Below are 21,271 nucleotides of genomic sequence, written 5' to 3'. Positions count from 1 at the left end.
TGATGGATTTCGGGGCGTTACCGCCGGAGATCAACTCCGCGCGGATGTATGCGGGTGCCGGCGCCGGCCCGTTGCTGGCCGCCGCGGTTGCCTGGGACGAGCTCGCCGCCGACCTGCAGTTCGCGACGTCGGCCTACCAGTCGGTGATTACCGGCCTGACCAGCGGGCCGTGGCTCGGTCCGGCCGCGGTGGCCGCGGCGTCCGCCGCCACCCCCTACGCGCTCTGGATGGGCGCGACGGCAGGACAGGCCGAGCAGGCCGCGTCGCAGGCCAGGGCCGCCATCGCGGCCTACGAGTCGGCCTTCGCGATGACGGTGCCGCCGCCGGTCATCGCGGCCAACCGCGCCCTGCTGGCGATGCTGACCGCCACCAACTTCTTCGGCCAGAACTCCCCCGCGATCGCGGCCACCGAGGCCCTTTACAGCGAGATGTGGGCCCAGGACGCGGCGGCCATGTACGGCTACGCCGGAAGCTCGGCGGCCGCCTCGACGCTCACCCCGTTTACGTCGCCGCCGCAGGTCACCGACCCCACCGGGGTGGCCTCGCAAAGCACCGCGGTCGCCGCGGCCGCCACCGAGGCCGGGGCGTCGCAGTCGACGCTGTCGCAACTGGTGGCCTCCGTGCCCGCCGCGCTGGAGGGCCTCGCGGCCCCGGCCGCCAGCACCGGCGGCCTCGGGGCCGTATTGAGCAGTCTGACCGGCGGTTTGACGCCCGCGTCGATGCTCTCGGGCCTTTCCGGCACGGACGGGCTTACCTTCATTTCGACTCTGACCAATATCGGCATCATGCCGCTCTTCGGACTCAGCAGCGTGCTGGGAATGGCCCAGACGCTGCAGGGCTTGGCTTCCACCGCGGCCCAGACTGCGGGCGATGCCGCGGCGGCGGCGGCGGAGGGGGCGGCCCAGGCGGCCGGCGCGGCGGGGCTGGCCGCGGACGCCGGCCTGGGCGCGCTGGGCAGCATGGGTCAGGCAGCGACGCTGGGCTCGCTCTCGGTGCCGCCGGCCTGGACCAGCGTGATCCCCACGGCGCACCTGACCAGCGCGGGCGCGGCGTTGCAGAACGGCGGCATGGGCCCGCTGTCGCAGATGCCGCCCAGCATGCTGGGCGGGGTGCCCCGGGCGGCCAACGGAGGGGGCACCGCCCCCGGCCCGCGCTACGGGATGGTGCCCACCGTGATGGCCCAGCCGCCGTCCGGCGGCTACGGCTCGGCAGTCATCTGACCAGGCATGACGATGGCCACCAAAATCCGGCAGCCCGGATACCAACCGCCGCAAGATGTGCTTCTGTTCATTCTAAAAGTATGTAGAATCGTGGATATGAGTATGTCTGGTATGCAGACTTCTCGAATCATGTTGCCCGCATCCGCGAGCGACCGTCGCGTAAAGGGGTGGGTGTCATGAAGGTCGTGCTTTTCTGCGGCGGCTACGGCATGCGGATGCGCAGCACCGACGGCGATCTGGTGCCCAAGCCGCTGCAGATGGTCGGGCCCCGGCCGCTGCTGTGGCACGTGATGCGCTACTACGCGCACTACGGGCACAAGGACTTCATCCTGTGCCTCGGCTACGGCCAGACCATGATCAAGGACTTCTTCCTCAACTACCGCGAGATGGAGTCCAACGACTTCGTGATGCGCGCCGGCGAGATCGAGCTGCTCGACTCCGACATGTCGGACTGGACCATCACCTTCGTCGACACCGGGCTGGAGTCGCCGATCGGTGAGCGGCTCCGCCGGGTCCGCAAGTACCTGGGCGACGACGAGTACTTCCTGGCCAACTACGCCGACGTGCTGACCGACGCCCCGCTGGACACCATGATCGACCGGCTCATCGACAGCGGCGCAGCGGCTTCCATGCTCACGGTGCCGCCGCAATCGTCGTTCCACTGCGTGGACGTCAGCACCGACGGCGACATCAAGGAGATCGCGCCCGTGACCAAGTTCCCGATCTGGGTGAACGGCGGCTACTTCGTGCTCAAACAGGAAGTCATCGACCTGATCCCGGAGAACGGCGACCTCGTCGGCGACGCGTGCATGGCACTGGCCGGGACCGGCCGACTCCTGGGCTACCAGCACGGCGGCTTCTGGAAACCGGCCGACACCTTCAAGGAGCGAGCCGAACTCGACGCCGACTACAACTCGGGAAGCCGGCCGTGGATGGTGTGGGAGCAGTCGCTGGCGGGATGCCGATCATGATGCCCCTGACCGCCGGCACCACCAATGTCGTTGCCGCCGTGGGCGCACACTGCGACGACATCGTCATCGGCGCCGGTGCCACGTTGATGCAGATCGCGCGCAACAACCCGTCCGTCGTCGTGCACGCGCTGGTGCTGACCGGCGCGGGCACCGAGCGGGAGATCGAGGAGAAGGCCGCCTTCGCGGCGCTGTTGCCCAACACCGACGTCCACCTGACGGTGCTCAACCTGCCCGACGGCCACCTGCCCGAACACTGGCGGCAGGTCAAGCACCACCTGGCCCAGTTCCGCCGCACCTGCGAACCCGACCTGGTGCTGGGTCCGCAGCGCGAGGACTTCCACCAGGATCACCGGCTGCTGGGCGAACTCATCCCGACCGAGTTCCGCTCTCACCTGGTGCTGGGCTACGAGATCCTCAAGTGGGAGTCGGACCTGCCGAATCCCACTGTCTACGTGCCGATCCCGGACGAGGTGGCGCGGCAGAAGACCCGACTTCTCGCGCAGGCCTATGTATCGCAGACGGACCACGACTGGTTTGACGACGAGGCGTTCCTGGGCCTGATGCGCGTGCGCGGCGTGCAGTGCCGGGCGCGTTACGCCGAGGCGTTCATCGTCGAGAAGGCCGTGCTGTCAACGAGTGCCATCGCATCGCTGAACTAGCCCGTCGCCCGCCATACCCCGTCTAGACCGACCGAAGGGACATCACATGCGAGTGCTGGTCACCGGCACAGACGGGTACTTGGGTTGCCTTCTCGCGCCGCTGCTGCTGGAGGACGGCCACGACGTCGTCGGGCTGGACACCGGCTACTACAAGGCCGGCTGGCTGTGCCCCGGGCCGCTGGCCGGTAGCACGCACGACACGACTCCGGCGACACTGGTCAAGGACATTCGCGACGTGACCGCCGACGACCTGCGCGGCTTCGACGCGATCGTGCACATGGCCGAGCTGAGCAACGACCCGATCGGCGACCTGATCGGCGACGTGACGTACGAGGTGAACCACCAGGGCAGTGTGCATTTGGCCGAGTGCGCCAAGCGCGCCGGCGTCACCAGGTTCGTCTACATGTCGTCGTGCAGCGTCTACGGCATCGCCGACGGCACGGTCGACGAGACCAGCCCGGTCAACCCGCTGACGCCCTACGCCAAGTGCAAAGCGCTGGTCGAGCGCGACCTGACCGCAATGGCCGACGACGACTTCTCCCCCGCGTTCCTGCGCAACGCAACGGCTTTCGGCGCGTCGCCGCGGATGCGGTTCGACATCGTCCTGAACAACCTCGCGGGCCTCGCGTGGACCGAGCACCGCATCGCGATGACCAGCGACGGCACGCCTTGGCGCCCGCTGGTGCACGCGCTGGACATCGCACAGGCGATCCGGTGCACGCTGCGCGCCGACCGGCAGACCGTGCACGCCCTGGTGGTCAACGTGGGCAGCGACGAGAACAACCGCACGGTCCGCGAGATCGCGGAGGCGGTCAGCGCCGAGTTCCCCGGCTGTGAACTGACTTTCGGGCCCCCCAGCGCCGATAACCGCAGCTACCGGGTGGCATTCGGCAAGATCCACGAGGTATTCGGCGACTTCCGCGCCGCCTGGGACGTGGCCGCCGGCGCCGCCCAACTGCACCGCGTTTTCCAGAACATCGCGATGGACCCGGAAACCTTTCACGGCCGCGGGCACACCCGGCTCAAGCAAATCCAGTACCTGCTCAAGACCGGACAGGTCGACGAGCGACTGTTCTGGAAGGACGCGTCGTGAAGTACACGCCCACTGCCGTCGCGGGGGTCACCATCATCGACCTGGAGCCGCACCGGGACCACCGCGGCTTCTTCTCCCGGTCCTTCTGCGCCGAGGAATTCGGTCGGTACGGGCTGATACCCGAAGTCTCCCAGACGAATATGTGCTTCAACTACACCCGTGGCACGGTGCGCGGCCTGCACCGCCAGGTGCCGCCGCACGCCGAGGCCAAGCTGGTGCGCTGCACGCGCGGCGCGATCATGGATGTCGCGGTGGACGTGCGCCCCGAGTCGCAGACCTACGGCAAGCACGTGATGGTGGAGCTGAGCGCTGAAAACCGCCGCTCGCTGTTCCTGCCGCCGTACGTCGCCCACGGTTTCCAGACCCTGACCGACGACACCGAGGTCCTCTACCAGGTCAGCGGTCCCTACGAGCCGGCCGGCGAAGAAGGGTTCCGGTGGGACGACCCGGCATTCGGCATCAAGTGGCCGCTTCCGGTCACCGTGATGTCCGAAAAGGACGCCAGCTGGCCGGCCGCGAAAATCGGGTTGACGCCGTCTCTTCAGGCTCCAGACAGCGCGCCCGCCGAGAGCGCGGCGTCATGACGACGACCCCCGTCCGCATGGTCGTCAGCGGGAGCATCGTCGAGCGCTGCGACACTGCCGAGGTGCTGTCGATCATCGCCGCGCGCCTGCGATCCCAGGGCCCCGGCCTGGCCGTCGGCTCGGTGAACCTGGACCACCTGCACCACTTCCGCAGTCTGGGCGCCGCGCCCGCCGGGCGGCTGGAATGGCTGTTGCTGGCGGACGGCATGCCGATCGCCTGGCGCGGCCGACTGCTCACCGCCAAGCCCTGGCCCCGGGTCACCGGCGCCGACCTGTTGCCGGCCGTGCTGGCGTTGGCCGAGAACACCGGCCAGCGCGTCGGCTTCTTCGGCGGCAGCGCGGCGACCCAGCAACTGCTGGCGCAGCACGTGCGCGAGCAGTATCCCGCGCTGGATGTCTCGGGAATGTGGGCGCCGGACCCCGACGACATCGAAACCTCTTCCGACGCTTTGGCAGCGGAGATCAGCGATGCGCGCACCGACATCCTGATCGTCAGCCTCGGCAAGCCCCGCCAGGAGCAGTGGGTGGACCGGCACGGGCATGCGACGGGCGCGCGGATTTTCCTGCCGTGCGGCGGCGCCGTCGACTTCCTGGCCGGGATGACCGAGCGGGCTCCGGTGTGGATGCAGCGGTTCGGCCTGGAGTGGTTCTTCCGGTTGACGCGCGAACCGCGCCGCCTGGCCCGTCGCTACCTGCTGCAGGGTCCGTTCGCCCTGCTGCGCGCGGCCCGCGCCCAGCTGATCTGCTACCCCGGCGTCTACTACGTCGGTGCGCCCGACTCGTCCGTTCATGATCATGCCGAAATAGCCAGCGCCGCGGCCGAAGCGGCGTCCGCGTAACCGAGAAGGCGGCCAGCATGATTACGACGCTATGGGCTCTGGAGGGCCTGTCGCCGGTCAACGCGCACCCGACGCGGCAGCCGCGCGTCAAAGTCGTCTCGCGCTGGCAGCAGCAGTACGCGGGCCGGCTGCGCATCACCGACACGGTCATCGTCTGCGCGGCGGTCGCGCTCGCCCAGTACGTCCGCTTCGGCGACGCGCCGAATGCGTCCGGCTACCCGGGCCCGGTGATGACGCTGTTCTCGTGTCTCTTTGCGGCGCTGTGGCTTTCGTCGATCGCGGTGTTTCACACCCGCTCGCCCCGCATCATCGGTTCGGGCATCGACGAGTACCGGCGCCTGGCCAGCGCGTCGTTCTGGACGTTCGGGATCATCGCGATGGTCACCCTGCTGGCCAAGATCGACCTGGCGCGCGGCTACCTGGCCGTCGCGCTTCCGGTCGGCACCCTCGGGTTGCTGACGAGCCGCAATCTGTGGCGCAAGTACGTGTGGCGCAAACGCGCCAAGGGCCACTGCCAGACCATGGTGCTGGCGATCGGGAGCCGCACCGGCGTCTCGCAGTTGACCCACGAGCTGATCCGCAACCCGAAGGACGGTTATGTCGTCGTCGGCGTGTGCATCCCGGGTTACGGACCGCCCCGCGGCGAAACGCTCACGATCCAGGGCCAGGAAATCCCCATCCTGGGCGACGAGACCACCGCGGTGGCCGCGATCGAGAGCTGCGCCGCGGACACCGTGGCCGTCACGCACACCGAACACTTTGGGGTGCAGGGCATCCGCGAGCTGATGTGGCAGCTGGAGACCATGGACATCGACCTGGTGGTGTCGCCGGGGGTGATGGACGTCGCCGGAGCGCGACTCACGCTGCGGCCCATCGCGGGATTCCCGCTGCTGCACGTCGACAAGCCGCAATACGAAGGGACGCAACGGTTCCAGAAGCGGGCATTCGACTTCTGCTTCGCGCTGGCGGCGCTGGCCGTCGCGTCGCCGCTGCTCGTCACGGCCGCCATCTGGATCAAACTGACCAGCCGGGGCCCGGTCTTCTACCGCGCCGAACGCATCGGCCTGGACGGCGAGCCGTTCACCATGCTCAAGCTGCGCACGATGGTCGACGGGGCCGACGCCCAACTCGAGCGGCTGATGCCGCTCAACGAGAGCGCCGGCGGCATGCTGTTCAAGATCCGCGACGACCCGCGGGTCACCCCCATCGGCAAGTTGTTGCGCCGCTTCAGCATCGACGAGCTGCCGCAGTTCATCAACGTGCTCAAGCGGGACATGAGCGTCGTCGGGCCGCGCCCGCCGCTGCGCCGCGAAGTGGAGAACTACGCCGGCGAGGTCAAGCGGCGGCTGCTGGTGAAGCCGGGCGTCACGGGGCTGTGGCAGGTCAGCGGCCGTTCGGACCTGTCCTGGGACGACTCGGTTCGGCTGGACCTGTCCTACGTCGACAATTGGTCGATGGCAGGCGATCTGGTGATCATCGGCCGGACGCTGAAGGCCGTGCTCGCCAGGGACGGGGCGTACTGATGGCGGGCAGTCGTGACTGAGTCCGCCACCGAAACCGCCACGGAGACCGGGCCGCGGCCCGAGGCGCCGCCGGCGCGGATCGCGCACGCGGTCATCATCCAGCTGGCCTGCCGTGCGCTGGGCATGCTGGCCTCGGTGATCTCGGTGGCGATGACCGCGCGCTACCTGGGCCCCGGCCGATACGGCCAGTTGACCATCGCCGTCGCCTTCATCGGCATGTGGACCAGCCTCGCGGACCTGGGTATCGGCACCGTCATCGTGCGCCGGGTGACCTCCGGCCGCGGCGACCTCGAACGGCTGGTCCGCGTCAATAGTGGCTTGTCCCTGCTGTATTGCGTGCCGCTGGCCACCATCGCGGCGCTGTGCGGGCTGCTGATCTACCGGGACGCCGACGTGCGCGTCATGCTGGTGGTGCTGTCGGGTCAGCTGTTGATGCTGACCATGCGGACCCGGTTCGACCCGGTGTTCGTCTCCACCGTCCGGTTCTCCGCGGTGGCCTTTTCCGACGTCGCGGGCCGGGTGGCCACGCTGGCCGCCGTCGCCTGGCTGGTGACCCAGCGCGCCGACGTCATCTGGTTCGCCGTCGCCCAGCTCATCCCGCCGGTCCTGCAACTGCTGATCCAGGGCACCGCCGCCTCGCGGCACATCTCGCTGCGCCCGGTCTTCGCGCCGCGGGAGGCCAAAGACCTGCTGCGGGAGAGCTTGTCGCTGATGGGCGTCATGGTGGTCGGCATCCTGTACTGGCGCACCGACGGCGTGATCCTGTCGCTGGTGAGCTCGCACGCCGAGGTCGGCGTCTACGGGCTGGCCTACACGGTCGCGTTCAACACCGAGGCGTTGTCAACCTTCTTCCTCAAGTCCACCCTGTCGAGCGCCACCACGCTGTTCGCCCGTGACGTCGAGGCTTTCGCGCGCTTCATGCGCCGCAGCGTCGAGCTGATGTCCTTTGTGGCGGTACCGGTCGCCGTCGTCGGCGCGCTGCTGGCGGGCCCGCTGATCGGCCTGTTCGGCGACCAGGCGTACGTCGATCGGGGTGCGCCGACGCTGGGCCTGCTGTTCATCGCGGTCGCCCTGCGCTTCGTGTCCGGGACGCTGGGCCAGGGCCTGTTCGCCAGCCACCAGCAGCGGTTCTTCTTCCGGCTGTTCCTGGTCGCGCTGGCGCTCAACATCGCCTTGAACCTGCTGCTGGACAGCCGGTTCGGCGCGGTGGGCGCCGGAGCCGCGCTGGTGTGCACGGAGCTGTTCGGCCTGGTGCTGGCCAGCCGGCGGCTGCGCCGCGAAAGCGGCTACCGGACGCCGGTGCCGTTCGTACTGCGGGTGCTGGTCCCCACGGCCGCCAGCGCCGCTGTGGCGCTGCTGCTTTCGGGTCAGCACGTGGTCGTGGCCCTGGGCGCCGCCGCGGCGGCGTACCTGGCCGTCAGCCTGGCGGTCGGCCCCGTCAACTGGTCGACGCTGACCTCGCTCTACCGGAAAGAGGTGGTGACATGAAAACCGAGTATCTGGAATCGACTGCCGCCGACGCGAACACCGTGCTGACGCAGCGGCCGCTCGCGGTGCTGATCGTGACCTACAAGAGCCACGACCTGGTGGAGCAGTGCCTGGCCAGCGTCGCCGAGCACCTGCCCTACCTGCCGGTCTACGTCTACGAGAACAGCGGCGACTCCTATCCGGGGCGCAAGGAACTGGCCGCCCGCTACCCGGACGTGGAATGGGTGCTGGGACCGGTGAATCTGGGCTTCGCCGCGGCGTTCAACGCGTTGGTCAAGCACGTACCGCCGGACACCGATCTGCTGCTGATGAACGCCGACACCCGGCTGCGCGGGCCGTTGACCCACACCCGCGAGGTGCTGCAGCAACCGGGCGTCGCCGCCGTGTCGCCCACCGTGGCCGATGCCGCCGCGCCGCGCCAGGTGACGTGGGACGTCGCGCGCCGTCGCACCAAGCTGGTCCGCGCGCTGGTGGCGGCCAGCGGGTACTCGGACGCGCTGCGCGGCACGCCGCTGTCGCAGCTCTATGCCCACCAGCCCGGCGAATCGCACGAGATCGACGGCTACATCGCCGGCGCCTGCCTGGCGATCAGCCGCGCGGCCTGGGACTCGATCGGCGGTTTCGACGAGGAGTTCTTCCTGTTCGGGGAGGACGTCGACTGGCAGACCCGCGCCCGCGCGGCCGGCTGGCGCATCGTGCTGGCCGACGAGCTCGGCGTCGACCACGGCAATCCCCCGGACGCCCATGCCGCCGATGTCTCGAACGCGCACGGCGGCGAGGTGTCGCCAGAGGAGCGCCGTCGGAACAAGGACCTGCTGCGCGCCAACACCGCGCTCATGCTCGAACGCCAGTCCACCGTGCACCACGGCGACATCTACCTCGCCGGGACGACGCTGCTGGACCGGCTGCAGCGGTCCAAGCGGGCCGTCCGCCGCGCGGCGCGCGCCCAGCAGCGCACCGACCTGCCCGCGATCGTCATCACCACCAACCGGCTGGTCTACGGTGGCGCCGAACGCCAGAAGTCGGTGCTGGCAGCCGAATTGGCGCGCCGCGGCTACCCGGTCACCATCGCCTGCGTGCAGCGGTTCGGCCCGCTGATCAAGGAGATTCCCCACAACGTGCGCGTGGTGCGGCAGCCGTGGTGGGCACCGCACGTCGACCTGCCCGCCGGTCCGGCGGTGGTGATCAGCGGCGACACCAACACCGAGACAGGGTTCGCCACGGTGTGGCGGGCTGCGGGCGCTCACCGGCGCTGGCTGGTGGCGCCGCACACCCATCCGGACATGCCGATCTACTCGCGGCCCCTGGTCGCCGCGATGAACCGCTCCGACGGCTTCATCATGCTGGCGCAACGGCATTGGGACATGCTGGCCGAGCACCATCGCCTGACCCGGCGGCACTTCGTGGCGCCCAACGGCGTCGTCGTGCCCGGTCCCCCGACGCCGCGCACCCGCGCGGCCGGCGACCCGCTGCACCTGGTGATGCTGACGCGCATCGAGGAGTTCAAGAACCCCCACCTGCTGATCGAGGCGTTGGGCGGGCTGACCGAATTGCCCTGGAAGCTCTCCATATTCGGCGACGGCCCAGACCGCGAGCGGCTGGAAGCCGCGACCCCGCCCGAGCTGCTCGGGCGGGTGCACTGGCGCGGCTGGTCCGACGGCCCCGGGCCGGCGCTGGCCGACGCCGACCTGCTCTGCATGCCGAGCCGCTGCGAGACGTTCCCGCTGGTGATCCTCGAGGCGATGGCCCGGGGCATCCCCGTCGCGTCGTCGGCGGTGTGCGCCGTCCCCGAGATGCTCGATTTCGGCAAGACCGGGTTCTTGGTCGACGACATCTCGGCGCAGGGCTGGCGGGATTGCCTGGCCCCGATCCTGGCCGACCCGTCCGCGCTGCCGTCGGTCGGCCGGCGCGGCTTCGAGCGAATGAGCAAGCACTACACCGTGGAAGCAATGGCTGACGCCTACATCGACGCGATCAACGAGGTCCTATGAGTACAACCGACATCCGGACACCGGCACCCGAACGCCGGTCGCCGGCGGCGAACGACACTGCCATGAAGTGCCGGCTCTGCGAGTCGAGCCGACTGCTGAGCGTGCTGGATCTGGGCGCGACGCCGCCGTGCGAAAAGTTCCTCACCGCAGATGAACTCGACCTGCCCGAGGCGACGTTCCCGCTGCACCTGCGGTTGTGTGAGGACTGCCTGCTGCTGCAGATCCCGGCCCTCATCACGCCGGAGGACACATTCACCGAGTACGCCTACTTCGCCTCGTTTTCGGACAGCTGGGTGCAGCAGGCCAAGACGTTCGTCGACCAGGCCGTCGCACGGCTCGGGCTGAACGGCGACTCGCTGGTGGTCGAAGTCGCCAGCAACGACGGCTACCTGCTGCAGCACGTCGTCGGCGCCGGCGTGCCATGCCTGGGCATCGAGCCGTCGCTCAACGTCGGCGCCGCCGCCCGCGAGCGCAACGTGCCCACGGTGTCGGCGTTTCTGGACGAGGCGCTGGCGCTCCGGATCCGCGAAGAGCACGGCCCGGCGGACCTGGTCGTCGCGAACAACGTGTACGCGCACATCCCCGACCTGCGCGGCTTCACGCGTTCTCTGCGCCGGTTGCTCGCCGACGACGGCTGGCTCAGCATCGAGGTGCACCATGCGCTGCACCTGGTCAAGCAGGCCCAGTTCGACACGATCTACCACGAGCATTTCCAGTACTACACACTGTTTTCGGCGATCAACGCGCTCGCCACGGCAGGGCTGGCCGTGGTCGACGTCGAACTGCTGCCCAGCCACGGCGGGTCGATCCGGGTGTGGGCCCGCAACGCCGAGTTCGCCGGACCGCCGACCGCTCGGGTGGAAAAGGTGCTGCGCGCCGAGGAGGCGGCCGGGCTGCATCGGGTCGACGGCTACCTGAACCTGCGTCCGCAGACCGAGGCCACCCGCCACGCGCTGCTGCGGTTCCTGTTGCAGTGCCGCGCCGAGGGCAAGCGCGTCGTCGGCTACGGCGCACCTGGCAAGGGCAACACCCTGCTCAACTACTGCGGCATCCGCAGCGATCTGCTGGAGTACACCGTCGACCGCAATCCCTACAAGCACGGCCGCTTCACGCCGGGCACGCGGATCCCGATCTACGAGCCGGAGCGCATCGCCAAGGACCGCCCCGACGTGGTGCTGGCGCTGCCCTGGAACCTGGAAGCCGAACTGACCCAGCAACTCGGCTACATCGCGCAGTGGGGTGGTCAGCTCGTCTTCCCGCTGCCGAGCCTGCACGCCGCGTCACTGCGATGAGCGCCTGCCGGGCGTGCGGCAGCGCCGAACTGTGTCGGGTCCTCGATCTGGGTAAGGTGCCTGCGGGAGACCACTTTCCGCCGGCGACCGACCCGGTGAGCGCTGCGGAGTCGTCGCACCCGTTGGCGATGGACCTGTGCACCGAATGCGGTCTGGCGCAACTCGCCGAGGACGATACGGTGGCCGCCGAGCCGCGCGGCGTCGAGCCGCAGGCCCTGCGGGACCAGGCGGCCGACGCGGTGGCGCGCGTCGCCGACGCGGGCTGGTTGCGCGGCACGACGGTACGCGAGTTCGGCAGCCCGCACGGTGGGACGTGGGTGCCGCTGCTGGCCGAGCGGGGCTTCACTGAACTCGCGGCCGAACCCGCTGACGTCGTGCTGGATTCCTTTGGCATCATGCATGATCCGGACCAGCGCGCCGCCTTCGCGCTGCGGGCAGCGACGACGGCCCGCGACGGGGTGCTGCTGCTGCAGTTCCACTCCCTGTTGACGATCGTCGACCATGGCCAGTGGAACGCGTTGCGGCACGGCCACTTTGCCTACTACTCGCTGACGGCGCTGAGCGCCCTGCTCGCCGGCGCCGGCATGAGCGTGGCCTCGGCGTGGGAGTTCGACCTGTACGGCGGAACCGTGTTGATCGCCGCGGTGCACGGCCAGGTCGAGCCCGACGAACGCGTCCGGGACATCTTGCTGCGCGAGCGGGAGTTCGGCATCACGGACCCCGACGTCGTGCAGCGCCTGCAGCACGCCGCGCAGGACCACGTCGCGCAGCTACGCGACTGGCTGCTGATGAAAGCCGGTGAGCAACAGACGGTCTACGGATACGGCGCCGGCTCACGCGTGGTCGCACTGTTCAGCATCGCGGGGGTGGACCGGCAGCTCGTACGCGCGGTCGCGGATGCGTCACCGGCCAAGCAGGGCCGCCGGATACCGGGTACCGAAGTGGTGATCATCTCGCCGGAACAACTCGTAGCGGCGGACCCCGATCACGTGCTGCTCACCCTTCCGGACCTCTACGACGAGGTGCAACGCAAGTACCCACAGCTCGACGGACGCTGGTCGGTCGACACCGGAGTGAATTGAGGTCACTATGCCCGCACTACAGGACAATCCGGTGCTGCCCAATTTCGCCGAGCACGCCGAGGACACTAAGAACCACGCCATCCAAACCCCGCTCGTGCCACAGGAATACGTGCAGCGCTATCTGACGCGGCAGCTCGGGCGGCGGGACCGGGCATCGGTGCGGATCATCGACATCGGCTGCGGACGCGGCGACACGGTCGCGTGGCTGCGCGCCGAGGGCTGGGACGCCTACGGCCTCGACATCTCGCCGGAGTACATCGAACGCGGCCGCGAGTATCTGGCGCGCACCGGTGACGACCCGGCCCGCCTGCAAGTGATGAACGACGACTTCACCTATCCGTTCCCCGACGACATGTTTGACATTGTGTTGTCCGACCAGGTGATCGAGCACGTGGCCGATCTCGACGTGTTCGCCGCTGAGGTGGCGCGGATTACCGCGCCCGGCGGCAGCGGGCTGCACATCTGGGACGCCAAGTGGCGCCCCGTCGAAAGCCACCTGCGGTCGCCGCTGGTCCATTGGTTACCCAAGGGGCCGCTACGCCGCGGCGCGGTGCAGGCGTCGCTGCGGGCCGGGCTGGCCGCGCCGTACTTCACGGAGCTGCCGCTGCGGGACCGGGTCGAGATCTTCCACCGGTTCAGCGAGGACGAGACGTTCTACCGTTCGCTGCGCGGCAGCCTCGCGACCATGCGCGGGCACGGCCTGCACTGCGACGCGCGCCTGGCGTCGCGCGACAAGATCGCGCTTCGGCTGCCCGGTGCCCCGAAGGCGGCGCTGCCCCTGCTGGGCTGGCTCTACCGGCACATGCTCAGCGCGGTCGTGGAAACGGAGAAGCAAACGGAGAGATGACGCAGCTCTGGTGTGGCGAGCGTCAATACCGAAGGTTCTGAATAGGGGGTATGTTCATTCTGAAAGTATGTATTGATAGCCATTCGCCGGATGCGCGTTTGCCGTCGCCAGTTAAGGGGGGACAGTGCTGAGCGGTGACGATTCGGCCGACGAACGCCTCTGCGACCGGACCACGCTGCAGCTGCTCGAACGGCAGCATGGCATCCGCAATCGCGACCCGCTTCGCGTGCTGTGGCTTTCGCCGTGGATGCGTCCTCTCGCGCGCGTGCAGGCCGAGGCTCTGCGCCGACGCGGCGTGGACGTGCTGCTGATCACGACCGACCATCACCACCCGGAGGCCGACGCCGCCCGCGACTACGAAGTGGTGCTTGACCCGCGCGTGCGCACCGCGGCCACCTGGCCGGCCTGCTTCGCGGCCTGGCGCCGGATCCGCGACTTCCGGCCCGACGTCGTGATCGCCGAGCTGGTCAACGACCCCCGCTGGATCGCTCTGGCCGGGTCGGCGCCGCGCATCCAGCTGGTGCACGACGACGCCCCGAAGGACAGCATCGAGCGCCGACCGGCCTACGAGCGGGCCGTATTCGACCGCTGGGGCGCGCGCTCAATCGCGACCGTCACCTACAGCGACCATGTCTCCGCCGCGATCGCCGAGCGCCGCGACGTCAGCGGCACCCGGCGTCATGTGCTGCCGCTGTGCAGCGACCTCGCCGCCGAGCTGGTACCGCCGTTCGTCGACCCGCAGGGCCGCCGCGACTTCGTGATGATCGGGCGGCTGCACCCGTACAAGAACCTCGACGTGGTCCTCGAGGCCTGGCGGCGGCACGTCGCGGGACCGCAATGGCGCGGCGACGACTTGGTGCTCGTCGGCGACGGCCCGTTGGACGGGATCGACCTGCCTGATCACACCCGGCGGCGGCCCGGCAAGTACCGCTACGTCGACGTCGCACCCGCGCTGGCCACCGCGAAGGGCTCGATCGTGCACTACCGGCGCGCGTCGCAGAGCGGCGTGCAGGTGGTGTCGATGCAGCTGGGCGTCACGCCGATCGTCTCCACCGCCGGCGGGCTGGCCGAGTTCCAGCCGCCGGGCTGCCCGCCGATCGGCGTCGACGACGTCGCCGGGCTCGCCGCCGCATTCGACGAGCTGGCCGACCCGGTGACCGCGGCGCTGCGCGGCGCCGAAGCCCAGCGCCATTTCGCGCGGCGATTCGCCGTCGAGCACGGCGCCCAGAAGTTGCTGGACGTCATCACCGACGTGCTGTGCGTCGTCGGGAGGGCGCGGTGACAACGGAAGCAGAGCCGAAAACAGTAGCGCCCGAATCCCGTTGGGCACCGCCGAATTTCGAGCGGTTCGCCGCGATGCGCCGGTTCACCGCGCTGGACGGTCTGCGCGCGCTGAGCGTCATCGCCGTGGTGTGGCAGCACACGTCGGGCACGCCCGGGCCGTCGTTCTCCCAGAAGGGGTTTCTGGGAGTGGACTTCTTCTTCGCGATCAGCGGCTTCCTGATCACCAGCCTGCTGCTGCGCGAGCGCGGCGCGGCGGGCGGAATCTCGTTGCGCAAGTTCTACGCTCGCCGCGCGCTGCGGATCTTCCCGCTGTACTACCTGACGCTGCTGGCCTACATCGCACTGATCGCAGTGACCCGGCGGCACAGCGCGGAGGGCAGCGAGTTCTTCCATCACCTGCCTGCCTTCGCGACCTACACGTTCAACTGGTTCTCCGTGTCCGGGCATCAGGAGACGTTCGACTTCGCCTGGTCGCTGGCGACCGAGGAGCAGTTCTACCTGTTGTGGCCGCCGCTGCTGGTGGCGACGCTGATGATCACCGGCGGCAAGCGGATCTGGCCGTCACTGGCCGTACTGGCGGTGTTGATCGCGGTCTCGCAGGGCATCGGTCTGGTCGCCGACGCCGAGGTGTTGCCGTGGCGGATCATGGCGAGCCTGTCGCTGCCGATCCTGCTGGGTGCCGCCGCGGCGCTGACGCTGAGCACCGCGCGCGGCTTCGTCGTGGCCAGCCCGGTCGTCGGGCGCGTCTGGTCGGCCCCGGTCGCCGCGGTGCTGTTGGCGGCCGCGATCGTCGCGGACACCCCGCTGCAGGTCGTCGAAGTGCTGATGGTCGTGTTGGTGGTGGCCACCTGCATCGTCGACTGGACCCCGCTGCACCCGATCCTGCGCTGGCGGCCGCTGGCGTTCGTCGGGGTGATCAGTTACGGGGTCTACCTGCTGCACAACCTGTGCGCCAACGTCGGTCGTGCCGCCACCCACGAGCATGAGGGCCTGCTGCTCTTCGCGGTCACCCTCGTCGTCGTGGTCCTCGCCGCCTACCTCAGCTTCCGGTTCTTCGAGACGCCCGTGCTGAAGCTCAAGCGCCGGTTTGAGACCAGCGCCGAGCACGACGGCGACGAGTTGTCGCGCATCGCGGCGCTGTCGTCACGGCCCTCGTCCCGCCGTGCGTCATAATGTGCAGTCGCGCACAAAGACGTCTTAGAGAGGTCTTTTAGTGGATTTCCGGACTTTTGCCCGCACCCTGGCGTCGCACTGGAAGCTGTTCGTCAGTGCGTTGCTGGCCTGTCTGATCGGCGCCGCGGCGGTCACCGCGTTCCAGACCAAGAGCTACCAGTCGTCGGCGACCGTGCTCATCTCGTTCTCCGGTGAAACCGACCTCACCCAGGTGTTCCAGGGCACCCAGGCCGCACAGGAGCGGTTGTCGTCGTACGCCGCCGTGGCCGGCGGGCATGCCGTCGCCGAGCGCGCCGTCAAGCAGCTGCACCTGTCCATCAGCCCGGACGTCGTCGCGAGCCAGACCCAGGTGACCTTCACCCCGAAGTCGACCCTGTTCACCATCACCGTCACCGACACCGACCCCAAACGCGCTGCGGCGCTTGCGCAGGCGATGGCCGAGCAGTTCACCATGATCGTCGGGACGCTGGGCGGTCAGCAGAAGGGACCCGGCGGCCCGAGCGCGCAGACGAGCGCGCCGCCGACGACGCAGACGTCCCAGCCGGCGAGCCCGGAAGGCCAGCCGGGTGAAACCACGGTGGTTGCCACCCCGACGCCGACCGGCGACCCGAACCAGCCCGCGACGCCGGCGACCCAGCCGCTGCCGATCGCCCGGGCAACGGTGGTGGAGCAGGCCGGGGTGCCCGATGCGCCGTTCAAGCCGGTGCCGATGCGCAACATGGCGATGGGGTTGGTCGCCGGCGTGCTGCTCGGCATCGGGGTGACGCTGACCCGCGAGGCCATGGACCGAACCCTGCGCACGCGCCAGAAGGTCGAAGAGCTTTCGGGCCTGCGGACTTTGGCCGAGCTGCCCGGACACCGCGGCAGCGCGCCGCGCTACGGCACTGACATCTCCTTCGACGACGCGGTGCGCGGCCTGCGCGCGCGACTGCTGCGCGCGATGGGGCCCGACGCCCGTCGGGTGCTGCTGGTCGCGCCGTTCGGCGGGGAGGGAACGACGACGACCGCGCTGAACCTGAGCCGGGCGTTCACCGAACTCGGCGAGGACGTGGTGCTCGTCGAGGGCGACACCCGACGGCCCGTGATCGCCGGTCTGCTGAAGGTCGAGTCCGGCGAGGGCCTGGGCAACGCGCTGGCCAACCCGGAGATCGCCGACGACGCCGTCAAGTCCACTCCGATCGCGAAGCTGTTCGTGCTGGCGGCGCGCGCGGCCCGCCGGGAGACCCTGCCCGTCAGCGCATACCTGCCCGAGGTCCTGGACCGCGCGCTGCAGGAGGTCTCCACCCACTTCGACCGCACGGTGGTCGACGGGCCGCCGGTGCTGGCCACCGCCGACTCGGGGCTGCTGGCCGGCGCCGTGCACGCCACGGTGCTGGTCGTACGGGCGGGACGCACCACCGAGGACGAACTCGCCGACGCGTTGATCGCGCTGCGCGCCGCCGGGGCCAACATCGTCGGGACCGTGCTGACCGACGCGCGGGTCGCCCGCCACACCAAGGCCGCGGCCCGCACCTACCGGTCCAAGGTCAGCGGCTCGACGTGATCCTGTACTTCCGCAGCCGCCAGCGGTTGGCCATGAACGGGGCCATCCTGGGGCTGTTCCTGTTCGGGTGCTTCCTGTTCGGCGTGATGTCGGTGCGCACCACCGTCTACGGCACGCTGCTGGTCGGCGCGACATTCTGCCTGGTCGTCTACTGGGCGCGGCCGGAGGCGATGCTGTGGGTCGCGCTCTTCCTCGCGATGGCGTCGCTGCCGCAGGGCCTGCACGTCGGCAAGGTGTTCGGCCCGGTGTCGATCTACGCCTACCACGTGACGCTGCTGCTGGCCATCGCCTACCTCATTCCCTTTGTGCGACCGCGGTTTACGGACTTCCTGCTGCCGGCGATGTTCGTCTTCGTGGTGCTGTACTTCACCGCGGTCGGCTTCGAGACCGGGCACGCCCCGGTGGCCGTGGTCCGCGAGGCAACGTTCCTGCTGGAGATGGTCATCGGGTTCGTGTTGGCGCTGCTGATCGTGAGCGGCGATTATCTTAAAGGCGCCATGGGCGCGATCGCGGCGATGCTGTGGTTTTCGGCGGGCATGGCCGTGATGAGTTCGGCGAGCGGCATCCGGTTGGCCGGCCGCGAGGAAACCGTCGAGACTGGTGACGCAGCGACCCGCGTCATCACCACCGCCCTGACGCCCGCGGTGGCCGTGCTCACCGCACTGGTGGCCGCGACGGTCGTCGGGCGGGTCAAGGGCTCGACGTATCTCATGCTGGGTGTGCCCGCGTTGATCGTTGCGCTGCTGGCATTTTCGCGGAACACGCTGATCGCGGCGACGATCGCCGGCGTCGTCGCGTTCCTGGCCAACCTGGGCTGGTCGGCCATCCGGCGCATGTTCGGCTTCATCGCGATCGGCATCGGAATCCTGGCGGTGACGCTGCCCGGGGCGCTGTTCCTGCTGCAGCGTTCGGCGGCCGGGACGTGGCTGGGCTTGCAGCTCACCGCCTACAGCCACCGGGTGCTCGGCGGTGTGACGGCCAGCAAGCTCGCGGTGGACCAGTCGACGCTGGACAGGTTGGCCGAAAACGACCATCTGATACCGGCTTTCACCAAGGCGCCGATATTCGGCCACGGGCTGGGGTACGCGTATCAGCTGCCGTTCGGCAACGACCCGACGGGATTCACCGAGACGCTGGGCACGACCTATGCGCACAACTTCTACTTGTGGTGGCTGGTCAAGGCCGGGGCGGTGGGCATGGCGGCATTCATCGTGTTCGCGATGGTGCCGCTGGTCCGGGCGCTGCGGTGTGGATCGGCGCCGGCCAAGATCAGCGCCGCCGTCGCCATCGGCCTGCTGGTGATGTGCAACGTCGACCCGCTGCCCGAAGAGTCGCCCAACGGCCTGACGCTCGGCCTGGTGCTGGGCGCCGCGATGGCGTACGCCAGCCTGCAGCGCGCGCGGCAGGCCGACGAGTTGGACGAGGAGGCCCTCGAGCCCGAACCGGCGGAGGTCGCGGCATGAGTCGCCTGCGGGTGCTGGTGGTCGGTCCCGCGCCGGCCGGTCCCCTCAGCCGCGGCGGCATGGCCACGGTAGCCGCCCTGATGGCCGCGCACCCCGACGATCGGATCGGCATCACCGTGGTGCCGACCTACGTGGACGGCTCGCGGGTGCAGCGTCTACTGATCGGCATCGGCGGGATGCTGCGCGCCGCCTGGCTGCTGCTGCGCAGCCACGCCGACGTGCTGCACGTCCACCTGGCGCACGGCGGCAGCGTGCTGCGCAAGTCGGTGCCGCTGTGGGCGGCGCGGCTGGCCGGCGTGCCCGCGCTGGTGCACGCGCACAGCTACGACTTCGGCGGCTGGTCCGACCGCCAGCCTCCGGTGGTGCAGGCGTTGGTGCGACGGCTGCTGGTCGCCGACCACTGGGTGGTGCTCGGCACGGGTCACGTCGACGAGTACGCCAGCCGGCTCGGTGTCCCGCCTGCGCGGATCAGCGTGCTACACAACGCAGTACGCATGCCAGCCGCTCCGGTGGCCCAGACCCGTGCGTTGCCTGTGCACGCCGTCGCGCTCGGCCGCCTGGGCGCGCGCAAGGGCAGTTACGACGTTCTGGCGGCGGTCGAGGCGCTGGACGTGGCTGTCCGTGGGCGGCTGCGCGTGACGTTCGCCGGCGACGGCGAGGTGGACGAGGTGCGCGCCGCGGTCACCGCCGCCGGGCTGGATTCGACGATCCGGGTGGCGGGCTGGCTCGACCCGTCGTCCCGCGACGAATTGCTCTCCTCCGCACAGGTTTTCGTGCTGCCCAGCTACGACGAGGGCCTGCCGATGGCGCTGCTGGAGGCGATGGCCCACGGCCTGGTGCCCGTGACGACGACGGTCGGCAGCATCGGCGAGGCCGTCAGCGACGGAGTCAACGGGCTGGTGGTAAGCCCGGGCCGGCCCGACGAGATCGCTGCCGCCCTGACCGCGCTGGTCGTGGACGAGGGGTTGCGGGTACGGCTGGCGGTTGCCGCCCGCGACCGTGCCGGCGACTTCGCGCTGGAGCGCTGGTATGAGCGCCTTACGGGACTCTGGACCGACCTGACCGGGGCCGGGCGGCGCTGCGCCGCTACGCGCAGGTGAAGTCGATCTCGAAGGGATAGGTGCGGCCGCGAATGCCGTAGGCGGGCGCGATGTCGCCGGTGACCTTGTAGCTGTTGCCCGTCTTGACGGCGGAGGCGTGTCCGGCGGTCGTGACATGTTCCAGCCAGTGCAACTCCTTGGTGCCCTCGAAATGGCTGATGCGAACGAACCATACCGCCGAAGCATCCTTGGCCAGCTCGACACCGATGTCCTGGGAGCCCTTGTCGGTGGCGATGGAGACTTCGAATCCGCTTCCGCCTCGTATCGGCTTGCAGACCGCTGGGCCTTGGATGGTCTGCCACTGGCCATTGACGGTGACTTTCGGAATTGCCGGGCCACTGCTGGCGCCGGACGTATTGCTAGAGCAGCCAACCAAACTGGCCACCGCCATCGCGGTGACGGCCGTTGCTGCGACGCGAGTTACATTCCTCATGTTCCCGGTTCCTATCCTTGATCAGGGGTGGTCGAGCGATCAGGAGTGAGTCGCCCGTCGTCCGGGAGATTGCGGCGCGCGACTTGGAAAAATCTTGGAGGACCGAGCTGCCTGCACACTGCCGAGCACGTCGACGATCGCCACCGCGCCCAACTCGGTTCATCGGTCGGATCGCGCGAGCGAGTTTGGTTGCCCGTTGGGCGGTCGGGCGAGGGAGCCATTGCCCAGGGTGTGTCCGGTGCTATCGATGACGATCAGATCGTCGGCGGTGCCGCCGATGGTGGTGCCGTTGCCCGCCGCGTCGGGCTCGAACGGTCGCGGCGTCACAAGGAAATTGGCATATGGCCTTTTGCCCGCCTCGTAGCGACAACGTGTCGCGTGCCCGCGGGTGTGCGCGCAGACGTACGGCGGCACGCTGCGCTGGCCGGCATGTCGTGCACCGTCGCGGGGACCCGGATGGCCGCCCGCCAGCCCGCCGCTGGCCCGCGAGGGCGCTCAAATTTGCGTGACATTGCGGGTGGGGCCGCGAATTTGGGGCCGCTCGCGAGTCCCAGGCGTCACAAGAAAATCGGCATAGGGAGTCTTGCCCGCCTCGCAGCGACAACGTGTCGCGCGAAGGCGGGCAAACCGCCCCATGCCCGCGGTCGCGCGCCCGCGAGTGTGCGCCGATGTACGGCGGCACGCTG

General features: G+C 69.4%; 19 protein-coding genes. 17 read left to right on the top strand and 2 right to left on the bottom strand.

From position 1 onward, the window contains the following. Positions 1–2: 2 nt before the first annotated feature. The 17 genes from AC5Y5V_RS23770 to AC5Y5V_RS23690 all read left to right on the top strand — a co-directional run bounded on the left by AC5Y5V_RS23770 (position 3) and on the right by AC5Y5V_RS23690 (position 20,152). The gene (locus tag AC5Y5V_RS23770; RefSeq protein ID WP_499940417.1) at positions 3–1,220 is read left to right on the top strand and encodes a PPE family protein; all 1,218 of its coding nucleotides are present in this window, start codon (positions 3–5) and stop codon (positions 1,218–1,220) included. Between the two features lie 176 nt (positions 1,221–1,396). Further along, positions 1,397–2,191, top strand: a complete 795-nt coding sequence (locus tag AC5Y5V_RS23765; RefSeq protein ID WP_499940375.1) for a glycosyltransferase family protein — start codon at positions 1,397–1,399, stop codon at positions 2,189–2,191. Next, on the top strand, positions 2,188–2,850 hold the full coding sequence (locus tag AC5Y5V_RS23760; RefSeq protein WP_499940374.1) for a PIG-L deacetylase family protein: 663 nt from the start codon (positions 2,188–2,190) through the stop codon (positions 2,848–2,850). Before AC5Y5V_RS23765 ends, AC5Y5V_RS23760 begins: the two co-directional genes overlap by 4 nt. Before the next feature lie 46 nt (positions 2,851–2,896). Continuing rightward, positions 2,897–3,943 carry an NAD-dependent epimerase/dehydratase family protein gene (locus tag AC5Y5V_RS23755; RefSeq protein WP_499940373.1) on the top strand — a complete coding sequence of 349 codons (1,047 nt, stop codon included), beginning with the start codon at positions 2,897–2,899 and terminating at the stop codon, positions 3,941–3,943. Next, entirely contained in the window at positions 3,940–4,527 is a 588-nt protein-coding gene (rfbC, locus tag AC5Y5V_RS23750; protein WP_499940372.1) for a dTDP-4-dehydrorhamnose 3,5-epimerase, read from the top strand. Before AC5Y5V_RS23755 ends, rfbC begins: the two co-directional genes overlap by 4 nt. Further along, positions 4,524–5,366, top strand: coding sequence for a WecB/TagA/CpsF family glycosyltransferase (locus AC5Y5V_RS23745; protein WP_499940371.1), 843 nt, complete (start codon positions 4,524–4,526; stop codon positions 5,364–5,366). The genes rfbC and AC5Y5V_RS23745 overlap by 4 nt, the downstream gene beginning before the upstream one ends. A 17-nt stretch (positions 5,367–5,383) precedes the next feature. Further along, positions 5,384–6,889, top strand: coding sequence for a sugar transferase (locus AC5Y5V_RS23740; protein ID WP_499940370.1), 1,506 nt, complete (start codon positions 5,384–5,386; stop codon positions 6,887–6,889). Positions 6,890–6,901: 12 nt separating this feature from the next. Beyond that, a complete protein-coding gene (locus AC5Y5V_RS23735) occupies positions 6,902–8,377 on the top strand; it encodes an oligosaccharide flippase family protein (RefSeq protein WP_499940369.1) in 1,476 nt (491 codons plus the stop codon). Further along, positions 8,374–10,368 carry a glycosyltransferase gene (locus AC5Y5V_RS23730; protein ID WP_499940368.1) on the top strand — a complete coding sequence of 665 codons (1,995 nt, stop codon included), beginning with the start codon at positions 8,374–8,376 and terminating at the stop codon, positions 10,366–10,368. The genes AC5Y5V_RS23735 and AC5Y5V_RS23730 overlap by 4 nt, the downstream gene beginning before the upstream one ends. A 62-nt stretch (positions 10,369–10,430) precedes the next feature. Continuing rightward, complete coding sequence (locus AC5Y5V_RS23725) at positions 10,431–11,660, top strand: methyltransferase domain-containing protein (RefSeq protein WP_499940416.1); 1,230 nt, start codon at positions 10,431–10,433, stop codon at positions 11,658–11,660. Further along, positions 11,657–12,742, top strand: coding sequence for a class I SAM-dependent methyltransferase (locus AC5Y5V_RS23720; protein WP_499940367.1), 1,086 nt, complete (start codon positions 11,657–11,659; stop codon positions 12,740–12,742). Before AC5Y5V_RS23725 ends, AC5Y5V_RS23720 begins: the two co-directional genes overlap by 4 nt. 7 nt (positions 12,743–12,749) lie before the next feature. Then, complete coding sequence (locus AC5Y5V_RS23715) at positions 12,750–13,589, top strand: class I SAM-dependent methyltransferase (protein ID WP_499940366.1); 840 nt, start codon at positions 12,750–12,752, stop codon at positions 13,587–13,589. Positions 13,590–13,815: 226 nt separating this feature from the next. Further along, entirely contained in the window at positions 13,816–14,871 is a 1,056-nt protein-coding gene (locus AC5Y5V_RS23710; RefSeq protein ID WP_499940415.1) for a glycosyltransferase family 4 protein, read from the top strand. Next, entirely contained in the window at positions 14,868–16,046 is a 1,179-nt protein-coding gene (locus AC5Y5V_RS23705) for an acyltransferase family protein (RefSeq protein WP_499940365.1), read from the top strand. Before AC5Y5V_RS23710 ends, AC5Y5V_RS23705 begins: the two co-directional genes overlap by 4 nt. Before the next feature lie 40 nt (positions 16,047–16,086). Continuing rightward, positions 16,087–17,589 (top strand): tyrosine-protein kinase domain-containing protein, encoded by a 1,503-nt coding sequence (locus AC5Y5V_RS23700; RefSeq protein WP_499940364.1) that lies wholly within the window; start codon positions 16,087–16,089, stop codon positions 17,587–17,589. Then, entirely contained in the window at positions 17,586–19,052 is a 1,467-nt protein-coding gene (locus AC5Y5V_RS23695; RefSeq protein WP_499940363.1) for an O-antigen ligase family protein, read from the top strand. Before AC5Y5V_RS23700 ends, AC5Y5V_RS23695 begins: the two co-directional genes overlap by 4 nt. Beyond that, entirely contained in the window at positions 19,049–20,152 is a 1,104-nt protein-coding gene (locus AC5Y5V_RS23690) for a glycosyltransferase family 4 protein (protein WP_499940362.1), read from the top strand. The genes AC5Y5V_RS23695 and AC5Y5V_RS23690 overlap by 4 nt, the downstream gene beginning before the upstream one ends. Here the strand turns inward: AC5Y5V_RS23690 and AC5Y5V_RS23685 are convergent. After that, on the bottom strand, positions 20,139–20,585 hold the full coding sequence (locus AC5Y5V_RS23685; protein ID WP_499940361.1) for a lipoprotein LpqH: 447 nt from the start codon (positions 20,583–20,585) through the stop codon (positions 20,139–20,141). The genes AC5Y5V_RS23690 and AC5Y5V_RS23685 overlap by 14 nt on opposite strands. 159 nt (positions 20,586–20,744) lie before the next feature. Continuing rightward, positions 20,745–20,912, bottom strand: a complete 168-nt coding sequence (locus tag AC5Y5V_RS23680; RefSeq protein WP_499940360.1) for a hypothetical protein — start codon at positions 20,910–20,912, stop codon at positions 20,745–20,747. Positions 20,913–21,271: the final 359 nt, after the last annotated feature.

The organism is Mycobacterium sp. NGS68, assembly GCF_059812195.1.
Note: the sequence above shows the minus strand (reverse complement) of the source record. Positions and strands in the feature narration are given on the sequence as shown.